Here is a 23382-nt window from a genome sequence, read left to right on the forward strand (position 1 = left end):
TAGGTACGGGTGAATTTCATGCCGGCTCCCTGTGTTGTGGATGCTGGCTGGCCTGATAGGCACGACATGCGTCGCCGAACGCGCGGAACAGCTTCATGGCATCCGGATTGGCGGCGACATTCCATTCCGGATGCCACTGCACCCCCAGCGCGAATGCGCGCGCGGCGGTCACGGAAACGGCTTCGATCAGGCCGTCGTCGGCGACGGCTTCCACCGCCAGGCCGTCGGCCAGCTTGTGGATGCCCTGGCCGTGCAGCGAATTGACCATGATGTGGGTGGGGCCTGGACCCAGGCCCTGGCCTGGGTCCAGCAGATGCGCCAGCTTGCCGCCCGGCGTGACGGCCACGCGGTGCGCGGGACCGTACTGTTTTTCCAGCGGATCGCCCTTGTTCTCGCGGTGGTCCATCATGCCCGGCAGGTTCTGCACCGCCTGATGCAGCGTGCCGCCCAGCGCCACGTTCAGTTCCTGGAATCCCCGGCAGATGGCCAGCAGCGGTATGCCGCGCTTGAGCACCGCGCGTATCAGCGGCAAGGTGGTGGCGTCGCGCGCGTCATCCAGCGGCAGCGAGGGATCGAGCTGCGCCTGGCCGTAGTGCGCGGAATGAATGTTGGATGCGGAGCCGGTCAGCATGACGCCGTCGGCCACGGCCAGCAGCGCCTCGAGGTCGGTCTGCCCGGCCAGCGCGGGCAATACCAGAGGCATGCAACGCGCGCCGGCGACGACGGCGTTGAGGTACTTGTCCTGGACTGCGTGATTAGCGTGGTCGCCTATCTGCCTGGTACAAGCTGGGACTATGACGATTGGGCGGCGCATGTGGGTCTCTATCTCAGTGAAAGCAATTCCTGCGATCGATGTGATCAATTTATCACATTTTGCATTTACCATCACCGCGCACAGCGCTGTTTCGTACTTTTAGTAGCGTTTTGCCCGCTTTTAAGGCTATGCCACCTCTTCCGCGCGGGTTTCGGCCAGCAGTTTCTTCAGCTCGGGAACGCAGGACCCGCAATTGCCGCCCGCTTTCAGGCAGCTGGTGATCTGCGGCACCGTCTCCAGCTTCTGGATGCGGATCGTGTCGCAAATGGTGTTGCGGCCCACGCCGAAGCACGAGCACACGGTGGGACCGGCGTCGGCGCCCTTCTCCACCGGCATGCCCACCAGCAGGCCGACCCGGTCGATCTCGCTCAGCTCATCCTTGACGAACAGGCTCGCCAGCCATGCGCGCGACGGCATGTCCTGGCGCGGCGACAGGAAGATGCACTGGTCGATGCGGTCGTTCACCACGTGCACGGCGCGGTACACGCCGGCGGTGCGGTCTTCGTATTCGAGCCAGTCGGCGTCCAGATCCTGTACGCCCAGCAGTTCGCGCGCCCAGCCGCTGAAATCCTTGATGGTGTTGCGGCCGGCCAGCTCATACCGCGCAAATTCGCGGCCCTGGATGCGGGTCCAGTGGGCCACGCTGTCGAGGTTCAATTCCGTGCGGCTCAGGATGAAGCCATTCCAGTTCACGCGGAACTGCTCGATGCGCACCGGCGTATGCTTGAACTCAGGCTCGCCGGAAACCGGATCGACCACCGGGTTGACCAGCGCGCCGACGCGCGCGTCGGACGAGGTCTGGCCGGACCAGTGGATCGGAATGAACACGCTGCCGCGCGCGATGCCGCCGCCGTGCTGCACCCGCGCCACCATCGCGCCCCACTGGGAGGTCACGCGCGCCAGTTCGCCCTCGCGCACGCCATGCAGCAGCGCATCCTGGGGATGGATGTCGACGAAGGATTCGGCGATGTGGTCGGCCAGCGTGGCGGATTTTCCGGTGCGCGTCATCGTGTGCCACTGGTCGCGCACGCGGCCGGTGTTGAGGGACAGCGGAAAATCTTCGCAGACGGCGTTGGCCGGCGCGCGCGTGGCGGTGGCGATGAAACGCGCCTTGCCGTCCGCATGGGCGTAGACGTTGTCCTTGAACAGGCGCGCCTCGATCTGCAGCTCGCCGGATGCGGCGCGGCGCACCGGCCACTGGGTCGGTTCCAGATCGTCGTATTCGCGCTGCTTGAGTCCTCCCAGGCCGGACATGTCGAACGCGCGCGGCACGTCGCCGACGGCGTTGCGGAAGCCGCTCAGGCGCGCATGCTCGTCGAAGACGTCCTGCGCACCGCCGAAATCGAAGCCGCCGAAGCCCATGCGCTGCGCGAACAGCGACAGGATTTTCCAGTCCGCCAGCGCCTCGCCCGGCGCCGGCAGGAAGGCGCGCTGGCGCGAGATGCGGCGCTCGGAATTGGTGACGGTGCCGTCCTTCTCGCCCCAGCCCAGCGCCGGCAGCAGCACGTCGGCGTAGGCGTTGGTGTCGGTGTTCTGGATGATGTCGGTGGCGACCACCAGTTCGCACTTCTCCAGCGCGCGCCGTACCTGGTCGGCGTCCGGCAGGCTGACGATGGGATTGGTGGCGATCACCCACACCGCCTTGACCTTGCCCGCCTCGATCGCCTGGAACAGGTCGACCGCCTTCAAGCCCGGCTTGTCGGCCATGGCGGGCGATTCCCAGAAGGTCTGCACCACGTCGCGATGGTCGGCGCGGTCCAGGTCCATGTGCGCGGCCAGCATGTTGGCCAGGCCGCCGACTTCGCGCCCGCCCATCGCGTTCGGCTGGCCGGTGATCGAGAACGGTCCCATGCCGAGCTTGCCGATTCGGCCGCCGATCAGGTGGCAATTGATGATGGCGTTGACCTTGTCGGTACCGGCCGAGGACTGGTTCACGCCCATCGAGAAAGCGGTGATGGTCTTGCGCGTGGAGGCGAACGATTCGTAGAACTCCATCAGCACCGGCAACTCGATGCGGCAGATCCTGGCGACGGCGGCGGGATCGCTGCAATCGACGTTGGCGGTTTCCAGCGCCGCCTCGAAGCCGTTGGTGTTGTTGCGGATGAACGCCGGATCGACCGCGCCGATGCGCTCCAGGTAGCTGAGCAAGCCGTTGAACAGCCACACGTCGGTGCCGGCCTTCACCGGCAGATGCAGGTCGGCCAGCTCGCAGGTGGCGGTGCGGCGCGGATCGATCACCACCAGCTTCATCCCGGGGCGCGCCTCCTTGGCCTTCAGGATGCGCTGGAACAGGATCGGATGGCACCACGCCGTGTTGGAGCCGACCAGCACCACCATGTCGGCCAGTTCCAGGTCGTCGTAGCACAGCGGCACCAGGTCTTCGCCGAAGGCGCGCTTGTAGCCGGCCACCGCCGACGACATGCACAGCCGCGAATTGGTGTCGATGTTGGCGCTGCCGATGTAGCCCTTCATCAGCTTGTTGGCGACGTAATAGTCCTCGGTCAGCAGCTGGCCGGAGACGTACAGCGCCACGGCGTCCGGGCCGTGTTCGTCGATGATGGCGCGCCAGCTTTGCGCCACCTTGTCCAGCGCCTCGTCCCACGATACGCGGCGCAGGCCGTCCGCCTCGCGCACCTGCGGATACAGCAGGCGACCGTCCAGGCCCAGGGTCTCGCCCAGCGCCGAACCCTTGACGCACAGGCGTCCCTTGTTTGCCGGATGCAGCTTGTCGCCGGCGATGGCGATCGTGCCATCGGCCTTGGAAGTGGCCTGCACGCCGCAACCCACGCCGCAATATGCGCAGGTGGTGCGTACAGCCAGATGGTCGGTGGACAGGTTCACGATATGCTCTCTAAATCAGGCGGCGCGCGCGCTGAGCGCCTCGCCGAACAAAAGGTTTTGCCGGATCGGCGTGATGTCGGTGCGGTTCTGGATCAGGTTGAAGTACCACGGCCCGTCCTTGACGTCGCCGTACAGCACGGCGCCGGTGACGCGGCCGTCCTTCAATACCAGGCGCTTGTAGACGCCGCGGCGCGCATCGCGCAACACCAGGTCCTCGCTGCCTTCGCCGCCGATGAAATCGCCGACCGAATACAAATCCACGCCGGTGACCTTGAGCCGCGTCGGCGAGGTCGACTGCACGTAGCGGCGCACGCCTGCGCCGGCCAGGTGGGCGCCGCACACGCGCGCCTGGTCCCAGATCGGCGCGACCAGGCCGAAGGTGGCGCTGCGGTGCTGCACGCACTCGCCCACCGCATACACGCGCGGATCGTAGGTTTGCAGCGTATCGTCGACGACGATGGCGCGTTCGCAATGCAGGCCGGCCGACTTGGCCAGGTCGATGTTGGGGCGCACGCCGGCGGTCATCACGACCAGGTCCGCCGGGATCACGGTGCCGTCCTTGAAGCGCACGGCGGTCACGCGGTCCGGACCGACGATTTCCTCGGTCTGCGCGCTCATCATGAACGTCAGGCCCTTGGCTTCCAGCGCCTTCTGCAGCAGCAGCGCCGCCGGCTTGTCGAGCTGCTGGTTCATCAGCGCGTCGGTCACATGGACGACGGTGACGGACATGCCCTGGCGCTGCAGGCCGTTGGCGGCCTCCAGACCCAGCAGGCCGCCGCCGATGACCACCGCGTGACGGTGGTTGCGCGCCATCGCCAGCATGGTCTCGACATCCTGGATGTCGCGGAAGGCCAGCACGCCGCGCAGCTGATGGCCCGGCACCGGAATGATGAAAGGCTTGGAGCCGGTGGCGATCAGCAAACGGTCGTAGCGCACTTCCAGGCCGGAGCGCGCGCGCACGATGCGCTTGCGGCGGTCGATGTGCTCGACCGGGTCGCCGGCGTGCAGCGTGATGCCATGCTGGACGTACCACTCGCGCGTGTTGAGCATGATGTCTTCCATGCTCTTCTCGCCCGCCAGCACCGGCGACAGCAGGATGCGGTTGTAGTTACCGTGCGGCTCGGCGCCGAACACGGTGATGTCGTACATATCCGGCGCCAGCTTGTACAGTTCTTCAACCGTGCGCATGCCGGCCATGCCGTTGCCAATGACGACCAGCGACGGTTTCATAGACCTACCCAGACCTTGCCGTCCGCGATGCGGGCGGGATAGGTGCCCACCGAGTGCTCCGGCGCTTCCAGGCACTCGCCGGTCTGCAGGTCGAAGTGCTGCTTGTAGATCGGCGAAGCGACCACGATGCGTTCGCCCAGGCTGCCCACCAGGCCGCGCGACAGCACGGCCGCTTCCGAATTCGCATCGTAATTATCGATGGCGAACACGCGCGCGCTGCCGTCGTCCACATGGAACACGGCGACCTGCGCGTCGTTCAGCAAGGCGCATACGCCGGTGTTGGGAACGATGTCGTCCAGGTTGCAGACGGCGATCCAGTTATCGGTTTGAATATCACGGTGCATAATCTTCTCCTCAAGCTGCCTTGACTGCGATAGGAATCACGCGCTTGCGCTCTTCCACGGTGGCCGGACGAATCTGGCCGCGCTCTTCCATGAACAATACGTTCTCGTCGGCCTTGTCGCTGTTGACGAAGGTGCGGAAGCGCTTGCGCGTTTCCGGATTCTCGACCGCTTCCTTCCACTCGCAGGCATAGGTGTTCACCACATGCTGCATGTCCGCTTCCAGCTCGGCGGCGATGCCCAGCTTGTCGCCGACGACGACCTGCTTCAGGTAATCGAGGCCGCCTTCCAGGTTTTCGCGCCAGGTGCTGGTGCGCTGCAGGCGGTCGCCGGTGCGGGTGTAGAACATCAGGAAGCGGTCGATGTACTTGACCAGCGTGGCCTTGTCCAGGTCCGTCGCCAGCAGTTCCGCGTGGCGCGGCTTCATGCCGCCGTTGCCACACACGTAGAGGTTCCAGCCCTTCTCGGTGGCGATGACGCCGACGTCCTTGCCCTGCGCTTCCGCGCATTCGCGGGTGCAGCCGGAGACGCCGAACTTGATCTTGTGCGGCGTGCGCAGTCCCTTGTAGCGGTTTTCCAGCTCGATGGCCAGGCCGATGGAATCGTCGACACCGTAACGGCACCAGGTCGAGCCGACGCAGGATTTCACCGTGCGCAGCGACTTGCCGTAGGCGTGGCCGGATTCGAAGCCGGCCGCGATCAGCTCTTCCCAGATCAGCGGCAGCTGCTCGACGCGGGCGCCGAACATGTCGACGCGGGCGCCGCCGGTGATCTTGGTGTACAGGCCGTACTTCTTGGCCACCGTGCCGACCGCGATCAGGCCGTCGGCCGTCACCTCGCCGCCCGGCATGCGCGGCACCACCGAGTAGGTGCCGTCCTTCTGGATATTGCCGAGGAAGTAGTCGTTGGTGTCCTGCAGGCTGGCGTGTTCCTTCTTCAGCACGAAGTCGTTCCATACCGATGCCAGGATGCTGGCCGAGAGAGGCTTGCAAATGTCGCAACCGAGACCCTTGCCGTGCTTGTGCAGCAGGTCGCCGAAGGTCTTGATCTTGCCGACTTTGACGAGATGGAAAATCTCCTGGCGCGAGTAGGCGAAGTGTTCGCAGACATGGTTGTTGACTTCCATGCCCTGCTTCTTCATCTCTGCCTTCATCACCTGCGTCACCAGCGGCACGCAGCCGCCGCAGGAGGTGCCTGCGCCGGTGCAGCTTTTCAGTTCGCCGATGGTGGTCACGCCGCCGGCCACCGCCGCGCACAGCGTGCCTTTGGAGACGTCGTTACAGGAGCAGATCTGCGCCGAATCCGGCAGCGCGTCCACGCCCAGCGCCGGCTTCGCAGCGCCGTCGGACTGCGGCAGGATCAGGAACTCGGGCGATTCCGGCAGCTCGATCTTGTTCAGCATCATTTGCAGCAGCGTGCCGTACTCGCTGGCGTCGCCGACCATCACGCCGCCCAGCAGGTATTTGCCGCAATCGGACACCACGATCTTCTTGTAGATCTGCTTGCGCTCGTCGGTGAACTGGTAGGAGCGGCTGCCTTCGACCTTGCCGTGCGGGTCGCCGATGCTGGCCACGTCCACGCCCATCAGTTTCAGCTTGGTGCTCATGTCGGCGCCGGCGAATTCCGCCGCCTCGCCCAGTATGTGCTTGGCCGCGACGCGCGCCATTTCATAGCCGGGCGCCACCAGGCCGAAGATCAGGCCGCCCCACAGCGCGCATTCGCCGATGGCGTAGACGTCCGGGTCCGAGGTGACGCAATTGTTGTTGATCTCGATGCCGCCGCGCGGGCCGATCGCCAGGCCGCTCTCGCGCGCCAGCATGTCGCGCGGGCGGATGCCGGCCGAGAACACGATCATGTCCGCATCCAGGTGGCCGCCGTCGGCGAACTCCATGCGGTGCGTGCCGTCGACACCGTCGACGATGGCGGTGGTGTTCTTGCCCGTGTGGACGGTCACGCCCAGGTCTTCGATCTTCCGGCGCAGCACGCGCGCGCCGCCGTCGTCGACCTGCACCGCCATCAGGCGCGGCGAGAACTCGACCACGTGGGTTTCCAGGTTCATGTCGCGCAGTGCCTTGGCGCATTCGAGGCCCAGCAGGCCGCCGCCGATGACGACGCCGGTCCTGGAGCGCTTGCCGCATTCGAGCATCGCTTCCAGGTCCTCGATGGTGCGGTAGACGAAGCAGTCCTTGCGCTCCTTGCCCGGCAGCGGCGGCACGAACGGGAACGAACCGGTGGCGATCACCAGCTTGTCGTAGTCCAGCACATTGCCGTCGGCGGTGGTGACCGTCTTGCCGGCGGTGTCGATCTGCGTGGCGCGCGTGTTCAGGCGCAGCACCATGTCGTCGCGGTCGAAGAAGCCCGGTTTGACCAGCGTCAGGTCTTCCGCCGCTTTGCCGGAGAAGAATTCGGACAGGTGCACGCGGTCGTAGGCGGGGCGCGGCTCTTCGCACAACACCGTCACCTGCAGGTGGGAAGCGCCGCTGTTGGCCAGGCTTTCCAGGAATTTGTGGCCCACCATGCCGTGGCCGATAACGATAATTTTCATAGTCCTAGTCCTTCAGGCTGCCAGCTTGCTGGCGATTTCGGTTTCTTCGACGGCGCTGTTGCTGAACCGTGCGGCCAGTGCGCACAGCGCCGATGCCGCGACGACCACGCCAAGGATGCTCAGTGTCCGCTGGGTGTCGCCCAGGCCCTTCATCAGGAAGCCCGCAGCGACCGCGCCGACGTTGCCACCCGCGCCGATGATGCCGGCCACGCCGCCCAGGGCGCGCTTGTCGACGAAAGGCACCACGGCGTAGGTCGCGCCGCAAGCCATGTGGGTGAACAGGCCGAAGACCAGCATGGCGCCGATCGCCAGCACGGCGCTGCCGGCGTTGGCGAACATCAGCAGGCCGGCGCCTTCGCCCAGCATCAGCACGAACAGCAGCGTGACGCGGTTATTCAGGTTGCCGGCTGCGGCGAACTTGTCCGACACCCAGCCGCCCAGGGCGCGGGCAAACAGCGCCAGCAAGCCGAAGCTGCCCGCCGCCATGCCGGCCTGCGCCAGCGTCAGCTTGAAGTGGTCGACATAATAGACAGCGGCGATGTTGTGGATGAAGATCTCGATGCCGAAGCAGGCGCCGTAGGTGATGAACAGCAGCCATACGCGGTAGTTGGCGGCGGCCAGCTTGAACGAGTCCCAACCGCCTTTTTTTCCGCCTTCGATGGCGATGCCGGCGGCGCGCAGCTCGCTGAAGTTCCCTTGCGGGCAATCCTGGGTAAAGCGGTAGTAGACGCCGGCCATGACGATCATCAGCACGCCCGGCACGATCAGCGCGGCGCGCCAGCCGAAGCCCTCGCTCACGCCCAGCATGATCATGGCGGTCATCAGCAGCGGCATCACCGCTTGCGCCACGCCACCGCCGGCGTTGCCCCAGCCTGCGGCGGCCGCGTTGGCGGTGCCGACCACTTTAGGCGCGAACATCACCGAGGTGTGGTACTGCGTGATGACGAAGCTGGCGCCGGCCGCGCCGATACCGAGGCGGAAGAACAGGAAGCTCTCGTAGCTCTGCGCGAAGGCGACGCCGATCACCGGGATGGACCCCAGCAGCAGCAAGGCGCTATAGGTCTTGCGCGGGCCGAAGTGGTCGCACAGCGGGCCGACCACCAGCCGCACGAGGATGGTGATGGCCACGGCGGCGATGTTGATGTTGGCGATCTGCGCGACGCTCAAGCCGAATTCGCCTTTGATCACCGGCATCAGCGGTGCGCAGGCGAACCATGCGAAGAAGCAGACGAAGAACGCCATCCAGGTCAAGTGGAACGCCCGCATCTGAGGCGTTGAAATTGAGAAGAGCTTGATGCTGGTAGCTTTGCTGGCCATTTTTTTATCCCGTTCAGAAAACAAAAAGGCGCCCGCGCAACCAAGGTCACCTAAGACCGGGTTGGGCGGACGCCGTTGTCCTGCCAACCCGTCTTTGGGTCAGCGTGTGTATTCGGGGGGATCGCCGTTGATCCCTTATCCTCTGTATTGCAAGAGGCGTGCCAGATGGTTTACAACGGGTCTACAGAGGGAGAAGCGGGAAATACGGTTCGGCCGGCGCGGTGCGCTGCCATGTTGCGGTGCACGATTGCACGCTATCGGTGCGCATTCGCGGTGCGCGGCGCCTGATCCGCCTGATCCGCCTGATCCGCCAGCTCCTGCCAGGCGTCGGCGCAGCGCAGCACGTCGCCCACCACGATGATGCTCGGGCTGCCCAAGCCGCTGTCACGCAGCGCCTGCGGCAGCTGGCCCAGGGTCGTCAGCAATTGCCGCTGGTTGTCGCGTGTTGCCGATTGCACCACGGCGACCGGCGTCGATGCCGCCGCGCCGCCCGCCATCAGGCCGGCCTGGATCGCGTCGACACGGGCCACGCCCATGTAGATCACCAGCGTCAGGCCGCTTTGCGCCAATGCCGGCCAATTCGGCTCGGATGCCGCATCCTTGCCGTGGCCGGTGACGAAGGTCGCGCCCTGGCTCCAGGCGCGGTGGGTCAGCGGCACGCCGATGCTGGTGGGAGCGGCCAGGCCGCTGCTGATGCCTGGTATGACGTCTACCTCGATGCCGTGGGCGCGCAGCGAGGCGCGTTCCTCGCCGCCGCGGCCGAACAGATAGGGATCGCCGCCCTTGAGCCGCACCACGCGGTGGCCGGCGCGGGCTTCGGCGATCATCAGCCGCTCGATGAATTCCTGTGGCGTCGAAGCGCAGCCGCCACGCTTGCCGACCTGGATCACGCGCGCGCCCGACGGTGCGAAGCCCAGGATTTCCGGGTTGACCAGGTCGTCGATCAGTATCACGTCGGCGCGCTCGATGGCGCGCACGGCCTTCAACGTCAACAGTTCAGGGTCGCCGGGACCGGCGCCTACCAGGGTTACGCTGCTCATGATGTTTTCCTTATCCGGCCGCAGCCAGTGCGGTGTTGACCATCTCGTCGATTTCGCCGGTGATGTTGGACAGCACGCCCGCCACCACCGCGAACTCCTTGCCGGCCTGCCCGGCGCGCGCCGCGACGATGCGCGCGTTGAACGCCACCATGCGCGCCTGGCGGTTGATGGTTTCAATATCGGTGATGATGCCGCGCAGCTGCTTGCGCACCGTGCGGGCGTTCTGCTTGGCCTGTTCCTCGTAGATGCTGGTGATCGTGTTCAGGATCGCCAGCGTCGGCGTGGTGATGTGCACCAGCTCCGCCAGCAGCTCGGCGCTTTGCGCCGAACCTTGGGCGATGGCCTTCAGCGTGCGTTCGCCCAGGTCGGCAAAGGCGGCGATCTGCCGGTCGCCATCGAGCTTGCCGAAGTAAGCCTCGTGCAACTCCGGACAGAACACGCCCGGCAAGCCATCCTTCTCCGCCAGCAGCGCCTTGTGGGCGTTACGGAACAGCGCCAGCGCTTCCTGTGCGATGGCGGCTCCGCTTTCCTGCCCCTGCGACGCCAGCAGCGCGTACAACACGATGCGCTGCGACGTGAAACGGCGGCGGCCGGAAAGATTAATCAAGGCGCCGAACACTTCACCGGTCAGCGCCTTCCCGGCGGCGCCCTCCTTCGCCATAGGCGGCATGGTCATATCCATCAAGCCGCCTCCTTGGCCGGGTGTGCCTGTTTGCGGTACAGGAACTCCAGCACCGCCGTGCGGTACTCGGTGTAACGGGCGTCCTGCGCCAGCGCCACGCGGTCGCGCGGGCGATCCAGCCGCACGTCGACGATCTCGCCGATGGTGGCGGCCGGGCCGTTGGTCATCATGACGATGCGGTCCGAAAGCAGCACCGCCTCGTCGACGTCGTGCGTGACCATCACCACGGTGGACTTGGTGGCGGCGACGATCTTCAGCAGCTCATCCTGCAGGTGGGCGCGGGTCAGCGCGTCGAGCGCGCCGAACGGTTCGTCCATCAGCAGCACTTTCGGCTCCATCGCCAGCGCGCGGGCGATGCCGACGCGCTGCTTCATGCCGCCCGAGATTTCATGCGGACGCTTGGCCTCGGCCGCAGTCAGGCCGACCAGCGCCAGCGCCTGCATGGTGCGCTCGCGCAGCTGCTGGCGGGTTTCCGTCTTGCCGAACACGCGCTCCACGCCGAGGTGGATGTTTTCGTAGCAGGTCAGCCACGGCAGCAACGAATGGTTCTGGAACACCACCGAGCGCTCCGGCGACGGTCCGGCGATTTCCCGGTTGGCGCACAACAGCACGCCGTCGGTCGGTTTCAGCAGGCCGGCGATCAGGTTGAGCAGCGTCGACTTGCCGCAGCCCGAATGGCCGATCAGCGTGATGAATTCGCCCTTGCGCACCGTCAGGTCGATTTCCCGCAGCGCGTGGAACACGCCTTTTTTGGTATGGAAGACCATCTCCACGCCTTCGATATCGATGAATTTTGGCTCGTCCATGATGGTGCTCCTTAGTTCGATACTTGTTCGTAGGTGAAGGCGCGGGCCAAGGCCATCAGCGCCTGTTCCAGCATCAGCCCGACCACGCCGATGGCGACGATGGCGATGATGATGTGCGGGACATTCAGGTTGTTCCACTCGTCCCACACCCAGAAGCCGATGCCCACGCCGCCGGTCAGCATTTCCGCCGCGACGATCACCAGCCATGCGGTGCCGATCGACAGCCGCACGCCGGTCAGGATGTAGGGCAGCGCCGACGGCAGCAGGATCTTGGTCAGCACCTTCCACTCCGACAGGTTCAGCACGCGCGCCACGTTCATGTAGTCCTGCGGCACGCGCTGCACGCCCACGGCGGTGTTGATGATCATCGGCCAGATCGAGCAGATGAAGATCGACCATATGGCCGCCGGGTTGGCGGACTTGAACACCAGCAGCCCGATAGGCAGCCAGGCCAGCGGCGACACCGGCTTGAGCAAGCTGATGATCGGGCCGAACATGTTGCCGACGAACTGCACGCGACCGATCAAAAAGCCCAGCGGAATGCCGACCATGGCGGCCAGTCCGAAGCCCACCGCCACGCGCTGCAGCGACGCCAGCACGTTCCAGCCTATGCCCTGGTCGTTCGGGCTGGTGCGGTAGAACGGATCGGAGAACAACTTGACCGCTTCCTGCAGCGTGGCCAGCGGCGTCGGGAAGGCGGAGTTGTTGGTGGTGATGATCTGCCAGACCAGCACCAGCAAGGCCGCGCCCAGCAGCGGCGCGACGATCTTCACCGCCGTGGCGGACACCTGCTGCCGCACGCGGGTCGCGGAATTGGCCGCCAGCGGACGGCGCGGGCGGCGCGCCGGTGCGGCCGCGGTAGGAGCTTCGATGGCCGCCGCGACGGGCGCGGCGCTTTCCGGCTGGAGCATGGCGTTCATGGCATTCTCCTATCAGGCTTTGATTTTGAACGAGGCGGCGAACGCTTTCGGGTTCTTGCCGTCCCAAACGGAACCGTCCATCAGCTTCGAGCTGCGCATGGGGCTCTTGGGCACCGGTGTCTTGGTCATCGCCGCCGCATCCTTGTACAGGTCGATCTGGTTGACCGCCGTGGCGACGGCCAGGTAGTCCGGATCCTCCTTCATCAGCCCCCAGCGGCGATGCTGCGTCATGAACCACATGCCGTCCGACAGGTAAGGGAAGTTGACCGCGCCGTCGTTGTAGAACTTCATGTGGTTGGCGTCGTCCCAGGTCTTGCCCAGGCCATTCTGGTAGCGGCCCATGATGCGCTGGTCGATCGCGTCCTTGCTGGTGTTGACGTAGGACTTGTCGGCAATGACCTCGGCCATCTTGTTCTTGTTGGCCAGCGACGAATCGATCCACTTGCCCGCTTCGAGGATGGCGGCCATCATCGCGCGGCAGGTGTTGGGATACTTCTTGGCGAATTCCAGCGTCGAGCCCAGCACCTTCTCCGGGTGATCCTTCCAGATGTCCTGGGTGGTGGTGGCGGTGATGCCGATGCCGTCCATGATGGCCCGGTGGCCCCATGGTTCGCCCACGCAGAAGCCGTCCATGTTACCGACGCGCATATTGGCCACCATCTGCGGCGGCGGCACGGTGATGACCTTGGCGTCCTTCATCGGATTGATGCCGTTGGCGGCCAGCCAGTAGTACAGCCACATCGCGTGGGTGCCGGTCGGGAAGGTCTGGGCGAAGGTGTATTCGCGCTTGTCGGTCTGCATCAGCTTGGCCAGCGATGCGCCATCGACCGCGCCCTTGTCCGACAGTTTTTTGGACAGCGTGATGGCCTGGCCGTTGTTGTTCAGGCTCATGAGCACCGCCATGTCCTTCTTCTGGCCGCCGATGCCCATCTGTACGCCGTAAAGCAGGCCATACAGCACATGGGCCGCGTCGAGATCGCCGTTGGCCAGCTTGTCGCGCACGCCGGCCCATGAGGCCTCCTTGCTGAGCACGAACTTGACGCCGTATTTTTTATCCAGCCCCAGCACCGACGCCATCACCACGGAGGCGCAGTCGGTCAGCGGAATGAAGCCGATCTTGATTTCTTCCTTTTCCGGCTTGTCCGAACCAGCCGCCCATACCCCACCCGTTGACAATCCCAACATGCTCCCCCCAGCTACTAGACTTGCGCCTTGGATGATTTGCCGGCGTTTGATATTGACGCCAGTGTCGGCGTTGCCGCCGGATGGCAGGTCGCTGCCCGCTTGTAGCTTTTTATATTCCATCGCAAATCCCCAAAAAAAAAGTCTACCCACATGAACGAATTCATGAGTGTAGACATCGTTGTCTGGTGGTCCCCGCCGCCGTTGGCGGGAATCATCGTGCGCGACATTGCGCATACTTGAGCTACTGCAAGGTCCGTGCCAGCAGGGTTTACAGAGGGGAATGGGCAAAAAACGGGGAGAGGCGCGCCGCGCCGTGGCGCAAAAAAATGCACCGCTATTGCGCAGTGCATCATTTTGGACGGGGGATTTAGCCGAGCAAGTCTTCGACGTCGATGATGCGCTGGGCCACTTCGGACAGCTTGAGGTTCTTGCTCATCGCCATGCTGCGCAGCTTTTGAAAGGCCTGCTCTTCGGTGAAACGTTGGCGTTCCATTAACAGGCCCTTGGCGCGTTCGATGATCTTGCGCTCGGCCAGCTTGCTCTTGGTGTCGGACAGCTCGTCCAGCAGCTTCTGCTCGCGCTTGAAGCGGGCCAGCGCCACCTGCAGCACCGGCTTGATGCGCTCGCTCTGCAGGCCGGCCACGATGTAGGCCGACACGCCGGCCGCCATGGCCGCCTCCATGCTCTCGGTATCCTCGCTCTCGGTGAACATGACGATGGGCCGGCGCTCGTCGCGCGTGGCGATGACGATGTGCTCCAGCACGTCGCGCGCGTCGGACTCGGCATCGACGATGATCATGTCCGGCTGCAGCTGGGCGATGCGCTCGGGCAGGTACATGTCCGGCGGCAGCGAGGCGACGATGTCGTAGCCCGCCTCCAGCAGGCCGATGCGCAGCGCGCGGGCCCGCTCGGCCTGGGCGCGCAACGACTCGTCATCCTCGTCGCCGGCGTGGATGATGGTGTTGACGACCACGATACGTAAATGTTTCATGGTCATACTAGGGACGGAGTGTGGTTCATGACTCTTAAGCAAGCAAGAATCAAACCAGTAATTTTGATGTGCATTTGCAGATTCTACGGCACAAAGCCGAAATCCTGCCAGCCCATCCTTCAGCGCTGCATGCCCCAGCGGCGGATGGTGAACGTTTCCAGTGGACGGAATACGACGTTCTCCACCAGCAACCCGATCAGGATGACGGCGGCCAGGCCAGCGAAAACCTTGTCGGTGTAGAGCTCGTTGCGGTTCTGGAAAATGTACCAGCCGAGGCCGCCCTGGCCGCCGGTGGTGCCGAACACCAGCTCGGCCGCGATCAGCGTGCGCCAGGCGAAGGCCCAGCCGATTTTCAGGCCGGACAATATCGACGGCAGCGCGGCCGGCACCAGGATCTGCAGCACGAAGCGCAGCCCGCGCAGGCCGTAATTGCGGCCGGCCATGCGCAGCGTTTCGGGCACGCCCTGGAATCCGGCGTAGGCGCCCAGCGCCAGCGGCCACAGCACCGCATGCACGATGACGAAGATCAGGCTGGCGCGGCCGAGGCCGAACCACAGCAGGGCCAGGGGCAGCAGCGCGATGGCCGGCAGCGGGTTGAACATCGAGGTCAGCGTCTCCAGCAGGTCGCGGCCGATCCTGGTCGACGCGGCCAGCGCGGTCAGCGCGAAGGCGGCCAGCACGCCGACGACATAGCCCTGCAACAGCACGGACAGCGAGGCGCCGATGCGGCCCGTCAGCTCGCCGCTGGCGATGCCGCCGATGAAGGCTTGCGCGGTTTGCAGGAAGCCGGGCAGCAGCAGGTCGTTGTCGGTCCAGCGGGCGACCGCCTGCCACAGGCCGGCCAGCAGCATGAGGATGAACGTCTTGCGCAGCCAGGCCTGGCGCCATGCGCGCTGCAGCGGCGGCGGCGTGGTGTCGGCTTCGCGCCGCGGCGGAGCGGCGGTGATGTATTCGCATTCCTGGCGGATCGGCGGATCGAGAAGCAGGCTCATAGCGCGACACTCCACTCGGCCGGCGCGGCGGCTGGCGCATCGAACAGCAGGCTGTGGATGCGCCGCGTGGCGGCCTGGAACTCGGCGCTGCCGGCGCTGCCGAGGCTAAACTGGTGGCTGTTCAACTCCGCCCTCACCTGCCCCGGATGCGGCGACAGCAGCAGGATGCGGTTGCCCACCACCAGCGCCTCCTCGATCGAATGGGTGACGAACAGCAGCGTGAAGCGCAGCTCTTCCCACAAGCGCCCCAGCTCCTCCTGCATATTGCGCCGCGTGAGCGCATCGAGCGCGGCGAAGGGTTCGTCCATCAGCAGCACTTCCGGCTGCATCGCCAGCGCGCGCGCAATCGCCACGCGCTGCTTCATCCCGCCGGACAAGGTGTGCGGATGCGCGTTCTCGAAGCCGGCCAGGCCCACCTTGGCGATCCAGTGCAGCGCCCGCTCCTCCGCCTCGCGGCGGCGCAGGCGCTTCGTCGCCAGCAAGGGGAACATGACGTTCTCCCTCACCGTCTTCCACGGCGGCAACTGGTCGAACTCCTGGAACACGACGATGCGGTCCGGTCCTGGCCCGGTGACGATGGCACCGTCGATGCTGATGCCGCCGCCGCTTGGCTTGATGAAGCCCGCTGCGGCCTTCAGCAGCGATGACTTGCCGCAACCGGAAGGCCCCAGCAGCACAAAGCGGTCGCCGCGATACACATCGAAGCTGACGTCGTGCGTGGCCCGCACGGCGCCGTACTCCAGGCTCACCCTCTCCGCTTTCAGCAAAGGCGCGATGCCGCTGGTTGGACGTACCACCTGGAAGCTCATGATCTCAGCCGCCTTGCGTGATCACGGGATCGTCGAAGAAGTAGTCGCGCCAGCTGGCGGGCTGCTTCTTGATCGCGCCAACGCGGTACAGGAACTGCGACAGGCCGTAGGTATTCTGCGGCTCCACGCTGAACTGCACTTGCGGGTTCTTGATGATCTTCAGCAACAGGTTGCGATCAACCTTGCTCTTGCTGACGCGGATGTACGCGTCGGCCGCGCCTTCCGGATTGCCGGAGGCGTACCTGGCCGCCTCCGCCAGCGCGGCGGTGAAGGCGCGATAGGTCTTCGGATTCTCGTTGCGGAACTTCTCGGTCGCATACAGCACCGTGGCCGAGCTCGGGCCGCCCAGCACGTCGTACGAATTGAGCACGATGTGCGCGTTCGGATTGCCGGCCAGCTCCTGTTCCTGGAACGGCGGATTGCCGAAGTGGCCGTTGATCTCCGTGCCGCCGGCAATGACGGCCGCCGTCGCATCCGGGTGCGGCAAGGTCTGGGTAAATTTGTCGAGGCGCGCGAATTCCTTGTCGCCCCACTGCTTCGCCGCCGCGTACTGCAGGATGCGCGACTGCACCGACACCTGCACCGCCGGCAGGCCGATGCGGTCCTTCCCGGTCAGGTCGGCGATCGACTTCACCTTGGGATTGGTGCTGACCAGGTAGTAGGGAAAACTGCCCAGCGACGCCACACCCTTGACGTTCTGCTTGCCCGACGTGCGGTCCCAGATCGTCAGCAGCGGACCGACACCGGCGCCGGCGATATCGATGGCGCCGGACAGCAGCGCGTCGTTCACGGCCGGGCCGCCGGACAGTTGCAGCCATTCCACCTTGATGTCGATGCCGTTCTTCCTGCCCTGTTTTTCAATCAGCTGCTGGTCCTGCGCCACGTTCAGCAACATGTAGACGACGCCGAATTGTTCGGCGATGCGGATGCGTCCCTCGGCCTGGGCCGCGGTGGCGAAGCTCAACGCGAGGGTGAGAGCAGACCCGGCGGCGATCAGGCGGGAAGTCAATCTGTACATGGGTTTCCTTGAAATTAGAAAGGCGTTTCGCCTTCGATGGTGGTGCGGTACAGCTTGCGGCGCAAGTGATCCGGCGTGCCTCCCGCCAGATGCATCAGCGAGCGGTTGTCCCAGAACACCATGTCGTGCGGCGCCCAGCGGTGGCGGTAGATATGCTCCGGCTTCACGCTGTGCGCAAACAATTCGTCCAGCAGCGCGCGGCTCTCGCCTTCGGGTATGCCGATGATGCGCGTGGTGAAATGCTCGCTGACGAACAGCGCGCGGCGGCCCGTCTCGGGATGCGTGCGCACCACGGGGTGCAGCACCGGCCGCACTTCGTCGATCTGCGCCTGCGTCAACGGCGGGCGGTAAGGATTGCGGCGGCGCAGTTCTTCATACTGCGCCAGATAGCTGTGCTCCGCGCGCAAGCCTTGCACGGCGTTGCGCAAGGCTGCCGGCAAGGTGTCCCACGCCAGGTGCATGTTGGCGAACAGCGTGTCGCCGCCTTCGGCCGGCAGCTCCTGCGCGTGCAGCATCGAGCCCAGGCTCGGCGTTTCCTTGTACGACAGGTCGGAATGCCAGAAGTGGCCGGCGTCGCCCAGCCCGATCGGCTTGCCGTCCTCGATGATGTTGGAGATGATCAGCACCTCCGGGTTCGAAGGCAGCTGGAAATTGCGCAGCACGTGGATCTGCAGCGCGCCGAAACGGCGGCTGAAATCCACTTGCTGCTGCGGCGTGATGCGCTGGTCGCGGAACACCAGCAGGTGGTGCTCCAGGTGGGCGGTATGGATGCGCTGGAAATCGCGCTGGGACAGCGGACGGTTCAGGTCCAGGCCGAGTATCTCCGCGCCCAGCGGCGCATCGAAGATTTCAACCTCGAATGAAGGCTGGAGGGAAGATTGGAGAACGGCAGACATGGCACACGCCCGATGAGTGAGTATGCGCCCAGTCTATGCCGCTTCCTTTAGTTAGAAAACGAAGCTTATCCGATATCGATATGCGGTTTTCTAATCAGCCCTCATCTGCGTTGTATTCGGCCAGGCGCTTGGTCACGCGCGGCGCCAGTTCATGGGCGGCGGCGACGGTGATCTCCAGGTCGTGCAGCTTGCCGTCCTTCAGGCCATACACCCAGCCGTGCACGGTGACGTCCTGGCCGCGGTCCCACGCGTCCTGCACGATGGTGGTCTGGCAGACGTTGGACACCTGCTCCACCACGTTCAGCTCGCACAGGCGCTCCGAACGCTTCTTGCTCGGCAGGGTATCGCCGAGGTAGCGCTCATGCTTCTGGTGCACGTCCTGCACGTGGCGCAGCCAGTTGTCGGCCAGACCGACGCGGGTGCCGGTCATCGCCGCGTGCACGCCCTTGCAGCCGTAGTGGCCGACGATGATGACGTGCTTCACCTTCAGCACGTCGATCGCGAACTGCAGCACCGACAGCGCGTTCAGGTCCGAGTGCACCACCACGTTGGCGATGTTGCGGTGGACGAAAACGTCGCCTGGAGCAAGGCCCAGCAGCTCATTTGCCGGCACCCGGCTGTCGGAGCAGCCTATCCACAGGTACTCAGGCGAGGCTTGCTGCGCCAGGCGGTTGAAGAAATCGGGATCGCGTTCGACTTCCGATTCGGCCCAGCGGCGGTTGTTCTCCAACAGGTCGCGCAGGGGGGAATTGCTGTTATCCAGATCACTCATGATGCTCCTCTCGTTCTCGTACATAAGAAGACCGCCGGTCCGCCCGGAAAGGGCGGCGCGGCGGTCCGATATTACCAAGACTGCGTGACGTCGCAGTTACTCAAAGAAGTCCTTCACCTTGTCACGCCACGTTTTGCTTTGCGGGCTGTGCTTCGAGCCGCCCTCGGTGGTCAGCTTCTCGAAATCGCGCAGCATGTCCTTCTGCTTCTCGGTCAGCTTGACCGGGGTCTCGACGGCCACGTGGCAGAACAGGTCGCCCGCGAAGCCGGAACGCACGCCCTTGATGCCCTTGCCCTTGAGGCGGAAGGTCTTGCCCGACTGGGTGCCTTCGGGGATCGTAAACGATACTTTACCAGACAACGTCGGTACCTCGATGTCGCCGCCCAAGGCCGCCTTGGCGAACGAGATCGGCATTTCGCAATGCAGGTCGTCGCCTTCGCGCTGGAACACGCTGTGCGGCTTGATGTGGATCTCCACATACAAATCGCCCGACGGTCCACCATTGGTACCCGGTTCGCCGTTGCCGGACGAACGGATGCGCATGCCGTTGTCGATGCCGACCGGGATCTTCACTTCCAGCGTCTTGTTGCGCTTGATGCGGCCCTGGCCCGAGCATGCGGCGCATGGCTCGGGAATGATCTTGCCGGTGCCGTGGCACTTGGGGCAGGTCTGCTGGATGCTGAAGAAGCCCTGCTGCATGCGCACCTGGCCGTGGCCGGCGCAAGTGGAACAGGTGACCGGCGAGGTGCCCGGCTTGGCGCCGGAACCGTGGCAGGTGTCGCACTTGTCCCACGACGGAACGCGGATCGTGGTGTCGAAACCGTGCGCGGCCTGCTCCAGCGTGATCTCCAGGTTGTAGCGCAGGTCGGCGCCGCGATAGACCTGCGGGCCCTGGCTGCGGCCGCGGCCACCGCCGAAGATGTCGCCGAAAATGTCGCCGAAGGCATCGCCGAAACCGCCGGCGCCACCGCCAAAGCCGCCACCGCCGCCCATGTTCGGATCGACGCCGGCGTGACCGTAACGGTCATATGCCTCGCGCTTTTCCGGATTGGTCAGCATCTCGTATGCTTCTTTGACTTCCTTGAATTTTTCTTCCGACTCTTTGCTATCCGGATTGCGGTCCGGATGGTACTTCATCGCCAGTTTGCGATAAGACTTCTTGATCTCGTCTTCAGACGCGTTTTTTGCGACACCAAGTGTCTCGTAGAAATCACGCTTTGCCATATTGTCGGGACCTTGCTGTATTTATACCGATGTACTGATTATGCTAAAAAGCCGAGCCGGCACCGCTTGAGCGGACACGCGGCTCGGCTCGTCGTTCCCGCGCAAGCGGGAAGACGCCGGGTGCTTACTTGCTGTCTTTGACTTCTTTGAAGTCGGCGTCGACGACGTCGTCCTGCGGCTTGGCCTGCTCGGCGCCGGCACCTGCCTGCGCGCCTTCGGCGCCACCGCCGGCTGCGGCTTGCTGCGCCTGCATGTCAGCGTACATCTTCTCGCCCAGCTTCTGCGAAGCGGTCGACAGGGCTGCTACCTTGGCGTCGATTTCCGCCTTGTCGCCGGCCTTGATCGAACCTTCCACCTCGGTGATCGCAGCTTCGATCTTTTCCTTCTCGCCCGCGTCCAGCTTGTCGCCGTATTCGGTCAGCGACTTGCGGGTCGAGTGCACCAGCGCGTCGGCCTGGTTGCGCGATTCGGCCAGCTCTTTCACTTTCTTGTCTTCTTCGGCGTTGACTTCGGCATCCTTCACCATCTTCTGGATCTCAGCTTCGGTCAGGCCGGAGTTGGCCTTGATCGTGATCTTGTTCTCTTTGCCGGTGGCCTTGTCTTTCGCGCCGACGTGCAGAATGCCGTTGGCGTCGATGTCGAAGGTCACTTCGATCTGTGGCGTGCCGCGTGCCGCTGGCGGGATGCCTTCCAGATTGAATTCGCCCAGGCCCTTGTTGCCGGCCGCGATTTCACGCTCGCCCTGGTAGACCTTGATGGTCACCGCAGGCTGGTTGTCGTCGGCGGTCGAGAACACTTGCGAGAACTTGGTAGGAATCGTGGTGTTCTTGTGGATCATCTTGGTCATCACGCCGCCCAGGGTTTCGATACCCAGCGACAGAGGCGTCACGTCCAGCAGCAGCAAGTCCTTGCGTTCGCCCGACAGCACCGAACCCTGGATCGCGGCGCCGACGGCGACCGCTTCGTCCGGATTCACGTCCTTGCGCGGATCCTTGCCGAAGAACTCCTTAACTTTTTCCTGCACCTTCGGCATGCGGGTCATACCGCCGACCAGGATGATGTCGTCGATGTCGGTGACCTTGACGCCGGCGTCCTTGATCGCGATGCGGCATGGTTCCATGGTCGCGTTGATCAGTTCTTCCACCAGCGATTCCAGCTTGGCGCGGGTCATCTTCAGCGTCAGGTGGACCGGCGCGCCGTTCGCCATGGCGATGTACGGCTCGTTGATCTCGGTCTGCTGCGACGACGACAGCTCGATCTTCGCGCGCTCGGCCGAAGCCTTGATGCGCTGCAGGGCGATCGGGTCCTTCTTCAGATCCAGGCCGTTGATCTTCTTGAACTCGTCGATGATGTAATCGATGATGCGCTGGTCGAAGTCTTCGCCGCCGAGGAAGGTGTCGCCGTTGGTCGACAGCACTTCGAACTGCTTTTCACCGTCCACGTCGGCGATCTCGATGATCGACACGTCGAAGGTACCGCCGCCCAGGTCATACACGGCGATCTTGCGGTCGCCCTTGTCGGTCTTGTCCAGGCCGAAGGCCAGCGCGGCCGCGGTTGGCTCGTTGATGATGCGCTTGACGTCCAGGCCGGCGATGCGGCCGGCGTCCTTGGTTGCCTGGCGCTGCGAGTCGTTGAAGTACGCAGGCACGGTGATGACGGCTTCGGTGACTTCTTCACCGAGGTAGTCTTCCGCCGTTTTCTTCATCTTGCGCAGCACTTCAGCCGAGATTTGCGGCGGCGCCAGTTTCTTGTCGCGTACGCCGATCCATGCGTCGCCGTTGTCGGCTTTCATGATCGAGTAAGGCATCAGGCCGATGTCCTTCTGCACTTCTTTTTCGTCGAACTTACGGCCGATCAGGCGTTTGACCGCAAACAGCGTGTTCTTCGGATTGGTGACAGCCTGGCGTTTTGCCGGGGAGCCGACGAGAATTTCACCATCTTCTTGGTAAGCAATGATCGATGGCGTCGTGCGTGCACCTTCGGCGTTTTCGATTACCTTTGGCTGACCATTTTCCATGATGGAAACGCAGGAATTTGTGGTTCCCAGATCGATACCGATAATTCTACCCATGATTTTCTTCCTTATTTGCTAGAGTTCAGATGGTACTAATATGTGGAAAAGCTATATGTTTTCAAGTGCTTAGTTCGGCGCTACGGCAAATTACTTTGCCTGCGCAGCGGTCACGATGGCGGGACGCAGCAGGCGGTCCGCGATCATATAGCCTTTTTGCAGTACGGAAACTACCGTATTGGCTTCCTGGTCGGCAGGCACCACGGCAACGGCCTGGTGCTTGTTCGGGTCCAGCTTCTCGCCCTGTGCCGGCAGGATCTCCAGCAGGCGGTTTTTCTCGAACGCCGACGACAGCTGCTTGAGCGTCATTTCCACGCCTTCCTTCAGCGATTCGATCGACGGGGTTTCGACTTTGAGGGCCATTTCCAGGCTGTCCTTGACCGGCACCATGGCTTCGGCGAAGCTTTCCACCGCGAACTTATGGGCCTTGGCCACGTCTTCCTGGGCGCGGCGGCGGATGTTTTCGCCGTCAGCCTTGGCACGCATGAAGGCGTCGTGCATCTCGGCCAGTTTCGCTTCGGTGGCCGACAGCTGCTCTTCCAGGGAAGGCTGGTCCGGGGTCGATGGCGGGGCCGACGCAGCGGCCGCTGCCGCCTCTGGATTAGGTGCTGCTTGGTTTTCCTGATCTTGCATCTAGAGACTCCTACAATCGTATTTGTTTGACATTACTTTTCTACCGCACTGGCTGCAAATGGGGCGATAACCTATATTTTCAAGGGTTATTCCGCCAGCCATTTCAGTACGGCACGGTCCGGTACAAAGCGATACAAAACTTCGCCCTTGCGACCTCTACTTTTTTGCGCCGCAGCGTCTAAGATGAGCTTAAGACACCCTTCGCGGCGGTTTTTCAGGGAGCGCATCATCATGAAGTTGCCACTGATAGCAGCA

21 protein-coding genes are annotated in these 23382 nt (G+C 64.0%); all 21 read right to left on the minus strand.

What is annotated here, in order from left to right:
* Window positions 1-16: 16 nt before the first annotated feature.
* On the minus strand, window positions 17-814 hold the full coding sequence (locus tag ABWW33_RS10180) for a gamma-glutamyl-gamma-aminobutyrate hydrolase family protein (protein WP_353401253.1): 798 nt from the start codon (window positions 812-814) through the stop codon (window positions 17-19).
* A gap of 126 nt (window positions 815-940) precedes the next feature.
* A complete protein-coding gene (locus ABWW33_RS10185) occupies window positions 941-3655 on the minus strand; it encodes a molybdopterin-dependent oxidoreductase (RefSeq protein ID WP_353401255.1) in 2715 nt (904 codons plus the stop codon).
* Window positions 3656-3670: 15 nt separating this feature from the next.
* Window positions 3671-4885 carry an NAD(P)/FAD-dependent oxidoreductase gene (locus tag ABWW33_RS10190; RefSeq protein WP_176652249.1) on the minus strand — a complete coding sequence of 405 codons (1215 nt, stop codon included), beginning with the start codon at window positions 4883-4885 and terminating at the stop codon, window positions 3671-3673.
* Window positions 4882-5229: a nitrite reductase small subunit NirD gene (nirD, locus tag ABWW33_RS10195; protein ID WP_176652248.1), complete on the minus strand. Its 348-nt coding sequence runs from the start codon at window positions 5227-5229 to the stop codon at window positions 4882-4884. The genes ABWW33_RS10190 and nirD overlap by 4 nt, the downstream gene beginning before the upstream one ends.
* Before the next feature lie 10 nt (window positions 5230-5239).
* On the minus strand, window positions 5240-7771 hold the full coding sequence (gene nirB / locus ABWW33_RS10200; protein WP_353401257.1) for a nitrite reductase large subunit NirB: 2532 nt from the start codon (window positions 7769-7771) through the stop codon (window positions 5240-5242).
* A 12-nt stretch (window positions 7772-7783) separates the two neighbouring features.
* A complete protein-coding gene (locus ABWW33_RS10205) occupies window positions 7784-9088 on the minus strand; it encodes an MFS transporter (protein WP_353401259.1) in 1305 nt (434 codons plus the stop codon).
* Between the two features lie 254 nt (window positions 9089-9342).
* Window positions 9343-10128, minus strand: a complete 786-nt coding sequence (gene cobA, locus ABWW33_RS10210; protein ID WP_353401261.1) for a uroporphyrinogen-III C-methyltransferase — start codon at window positions 10126-10128, stop codon at window positions 9343-9345.
* A gap of 10 nt (window positions 10129-10138) precedes the next feature.
* Window positions 10139-10810, minus strand: coding sequence for a type IV pili methyl-accepting chemotaxis transducer N-terminal domain-containing protein (locus ABWW33_RS10215; protein WP_353401263.1), 672 nt, complete (start codon window positions 10808-10810; stop codon window positions 10139-10141).
* Entirely contained in the window at window positions 10810-11616 is an 807-nt protein-coding gene (locus ABWW33_RS10220; RefSeq protein WP_176652243.1) for an ABC transporter ATP-binding protein, read from the minus strand. The genes ABWW33_RS10215 and ABWW33_RS10220 overlap by 1 nt, the downstream gene beginning before the upstream one ends.
* A gap of 11 nt (window positions 11617-11627) precedes the next feature.
* Window positions 11628-12536 carry a nitrate ABC transporter permease gene (gene ntrB, locus ABWW33_RS10225; RefSeq protein ID WP_353401265.1) on the minus strand — a complete coding sequence of 303 codons (909 nt, stop codon included), beginning with the start codon at window positions 12534-12536 and terminating at the stop codon, window positions 11628-11630.
* 12 nt (window positions 12537-12548) lie between these two features.
* Window positions 12549-13721, minus strand: coding sequence for a CmpA/NrtA family ABC transporter substrate-binding protein (locus tag ABWW33_RS10230; RefSeq protein ID WP_353401267.1), 1173 nt, complete (start codon window positions 13719-13721; stop codon window positions 12549-12551).
* A gap of 367 nt (window positions 13722-14088) precedes the next feature.
* Window positions 14089-14712, minus strand: a complete 624-nt coding sequence (locus ABWW33_RS10235) for an ANTAR domain-containing response regulator (protein ID WP_176652240.1) — start codon at window positions 14710-14712, stop codon at window positions 14089-14091.
* Window positions 14713-14831: 119 nt separating this feature from the next.
* A complete protein-coding gene (locus ABWW33_RS10240) occupies window positions 14832-15704 on the minus strand; it encodes an ABC transporter permease (protein WP_353401269.1) in 873 nt (290 codons plus the stop codon).
* The gene (locus ABWW33_RS10245) at window positions 15701-16513 is read right to left on the minus strand and encodes an ABC transporter ATP-binding protein (RefSeq protein ID WP_353401270.1); all 813 of its coding nucleotides are present in this window, start codon (window positions 16511-16513) and stop codon (window positions 15701-15703) included. Before ABWW33_RS10245 ends, ABWW33_RS10240 begins: the two co-directional genes overlap by 4 nt.
* Before the next feature lie 4 nt (window positions 16514-16517).
* The gene (locus tag ABWW33_RS10250) at window positions 16518-17531 is read right to left on the minus strand and encodes an ABC transporter substrate-binding protein (RefSeq protein WP_353401272.1); all 1014 of its coding nucleotides are present in this window, start codon (window positions 17529-17531) and stop codon (window positions 16518-16520) included.
* A gap of 14 nt (window positions 17532-17545) precedes the next feature.
* Window positions 17546-18427 (minus strand): TauD/TfdA dioxygenase family protein, encoded by an 882-nt coding sequence (locus ABWW33_RS10255; RefSeq protein ID WP_353401274.1) that lies wholly within the window; start codon window positions 18425-18427, stop codon window positions 17546-17548.
* Between the two features lie 94 nt (window positions 18428-18521).
* Complete coding sequence (gene can, locus ABWW33_RS10260) at window positions 18522-19199, minus strand: carbonate dehydratase (RefSeq protein WP_176652235.1); 678 nt, start codon at window positions 19197-19199, stop codon at window positions 18522-18524.
* A 96-nt stretch (window positions 19200-19295) separates the two neighbouring features.
* Complete coding sequence (gene dnaJ, locus ABWW33_RS10265) at window positions 19296-20423, minus strand: molecular chaperone DnaJ (protein ID WP_176652234.1); 1128 nt, start codon at window positions 20421-20423, stop codon at window positions 19296-19298.
* Window positions 20424-20547: 124 nt separating this feature from the next.
* The gene (dnaK, locus tag ABWW33_RS10270; protein WP_176652233.1) at window positions 20548-22494 is read right to left on the minus strand and encodes a molecular chaperone DnaK; all 1947 of its coding nucleotides are present in this window, start codon (window positions 22492-22494) and stop codon (window positions 20548-20550) included.
* A 90-nt stretch (window positions 22495-22584) separates the two neighbouring features.
* Window positions 22585-23127 (minus strand): nucleotide exchange factor GrpE, encoded by a 543-nt coding sequence (gene grpE, locus ABWW33_RS10275; RefSeq protein ID WP_176652232.1) that lies wholly within the window; start codon window positions 23125-23127, stop codon window positions 22585-22587.
* Between the two features lie 86 nt (window positions 23128-23213).
* Complete coding sequence (locus ABWW33_RS10280; protein WP_176652231.1) at window positions 23214-23360, minus strand: hypothetical protein; 147 nt, start codon at window positions 23358-23360, stop codon at window positions 23214-23216.
* Window positions 23361-23382: the final 22 nt, after the last annotated feature.

The sequence above is a fragment of the Duganella hordei genome, assembly GCF_040369125.1.
In the GTDB taxonomy this organism is placed as follows: Bacteria; Pseudomonadota; Gammaproteobacteria; order Burkholderiales; family Burkholderiaceae_D; genus Rugamonas; species Rugamonas hordei.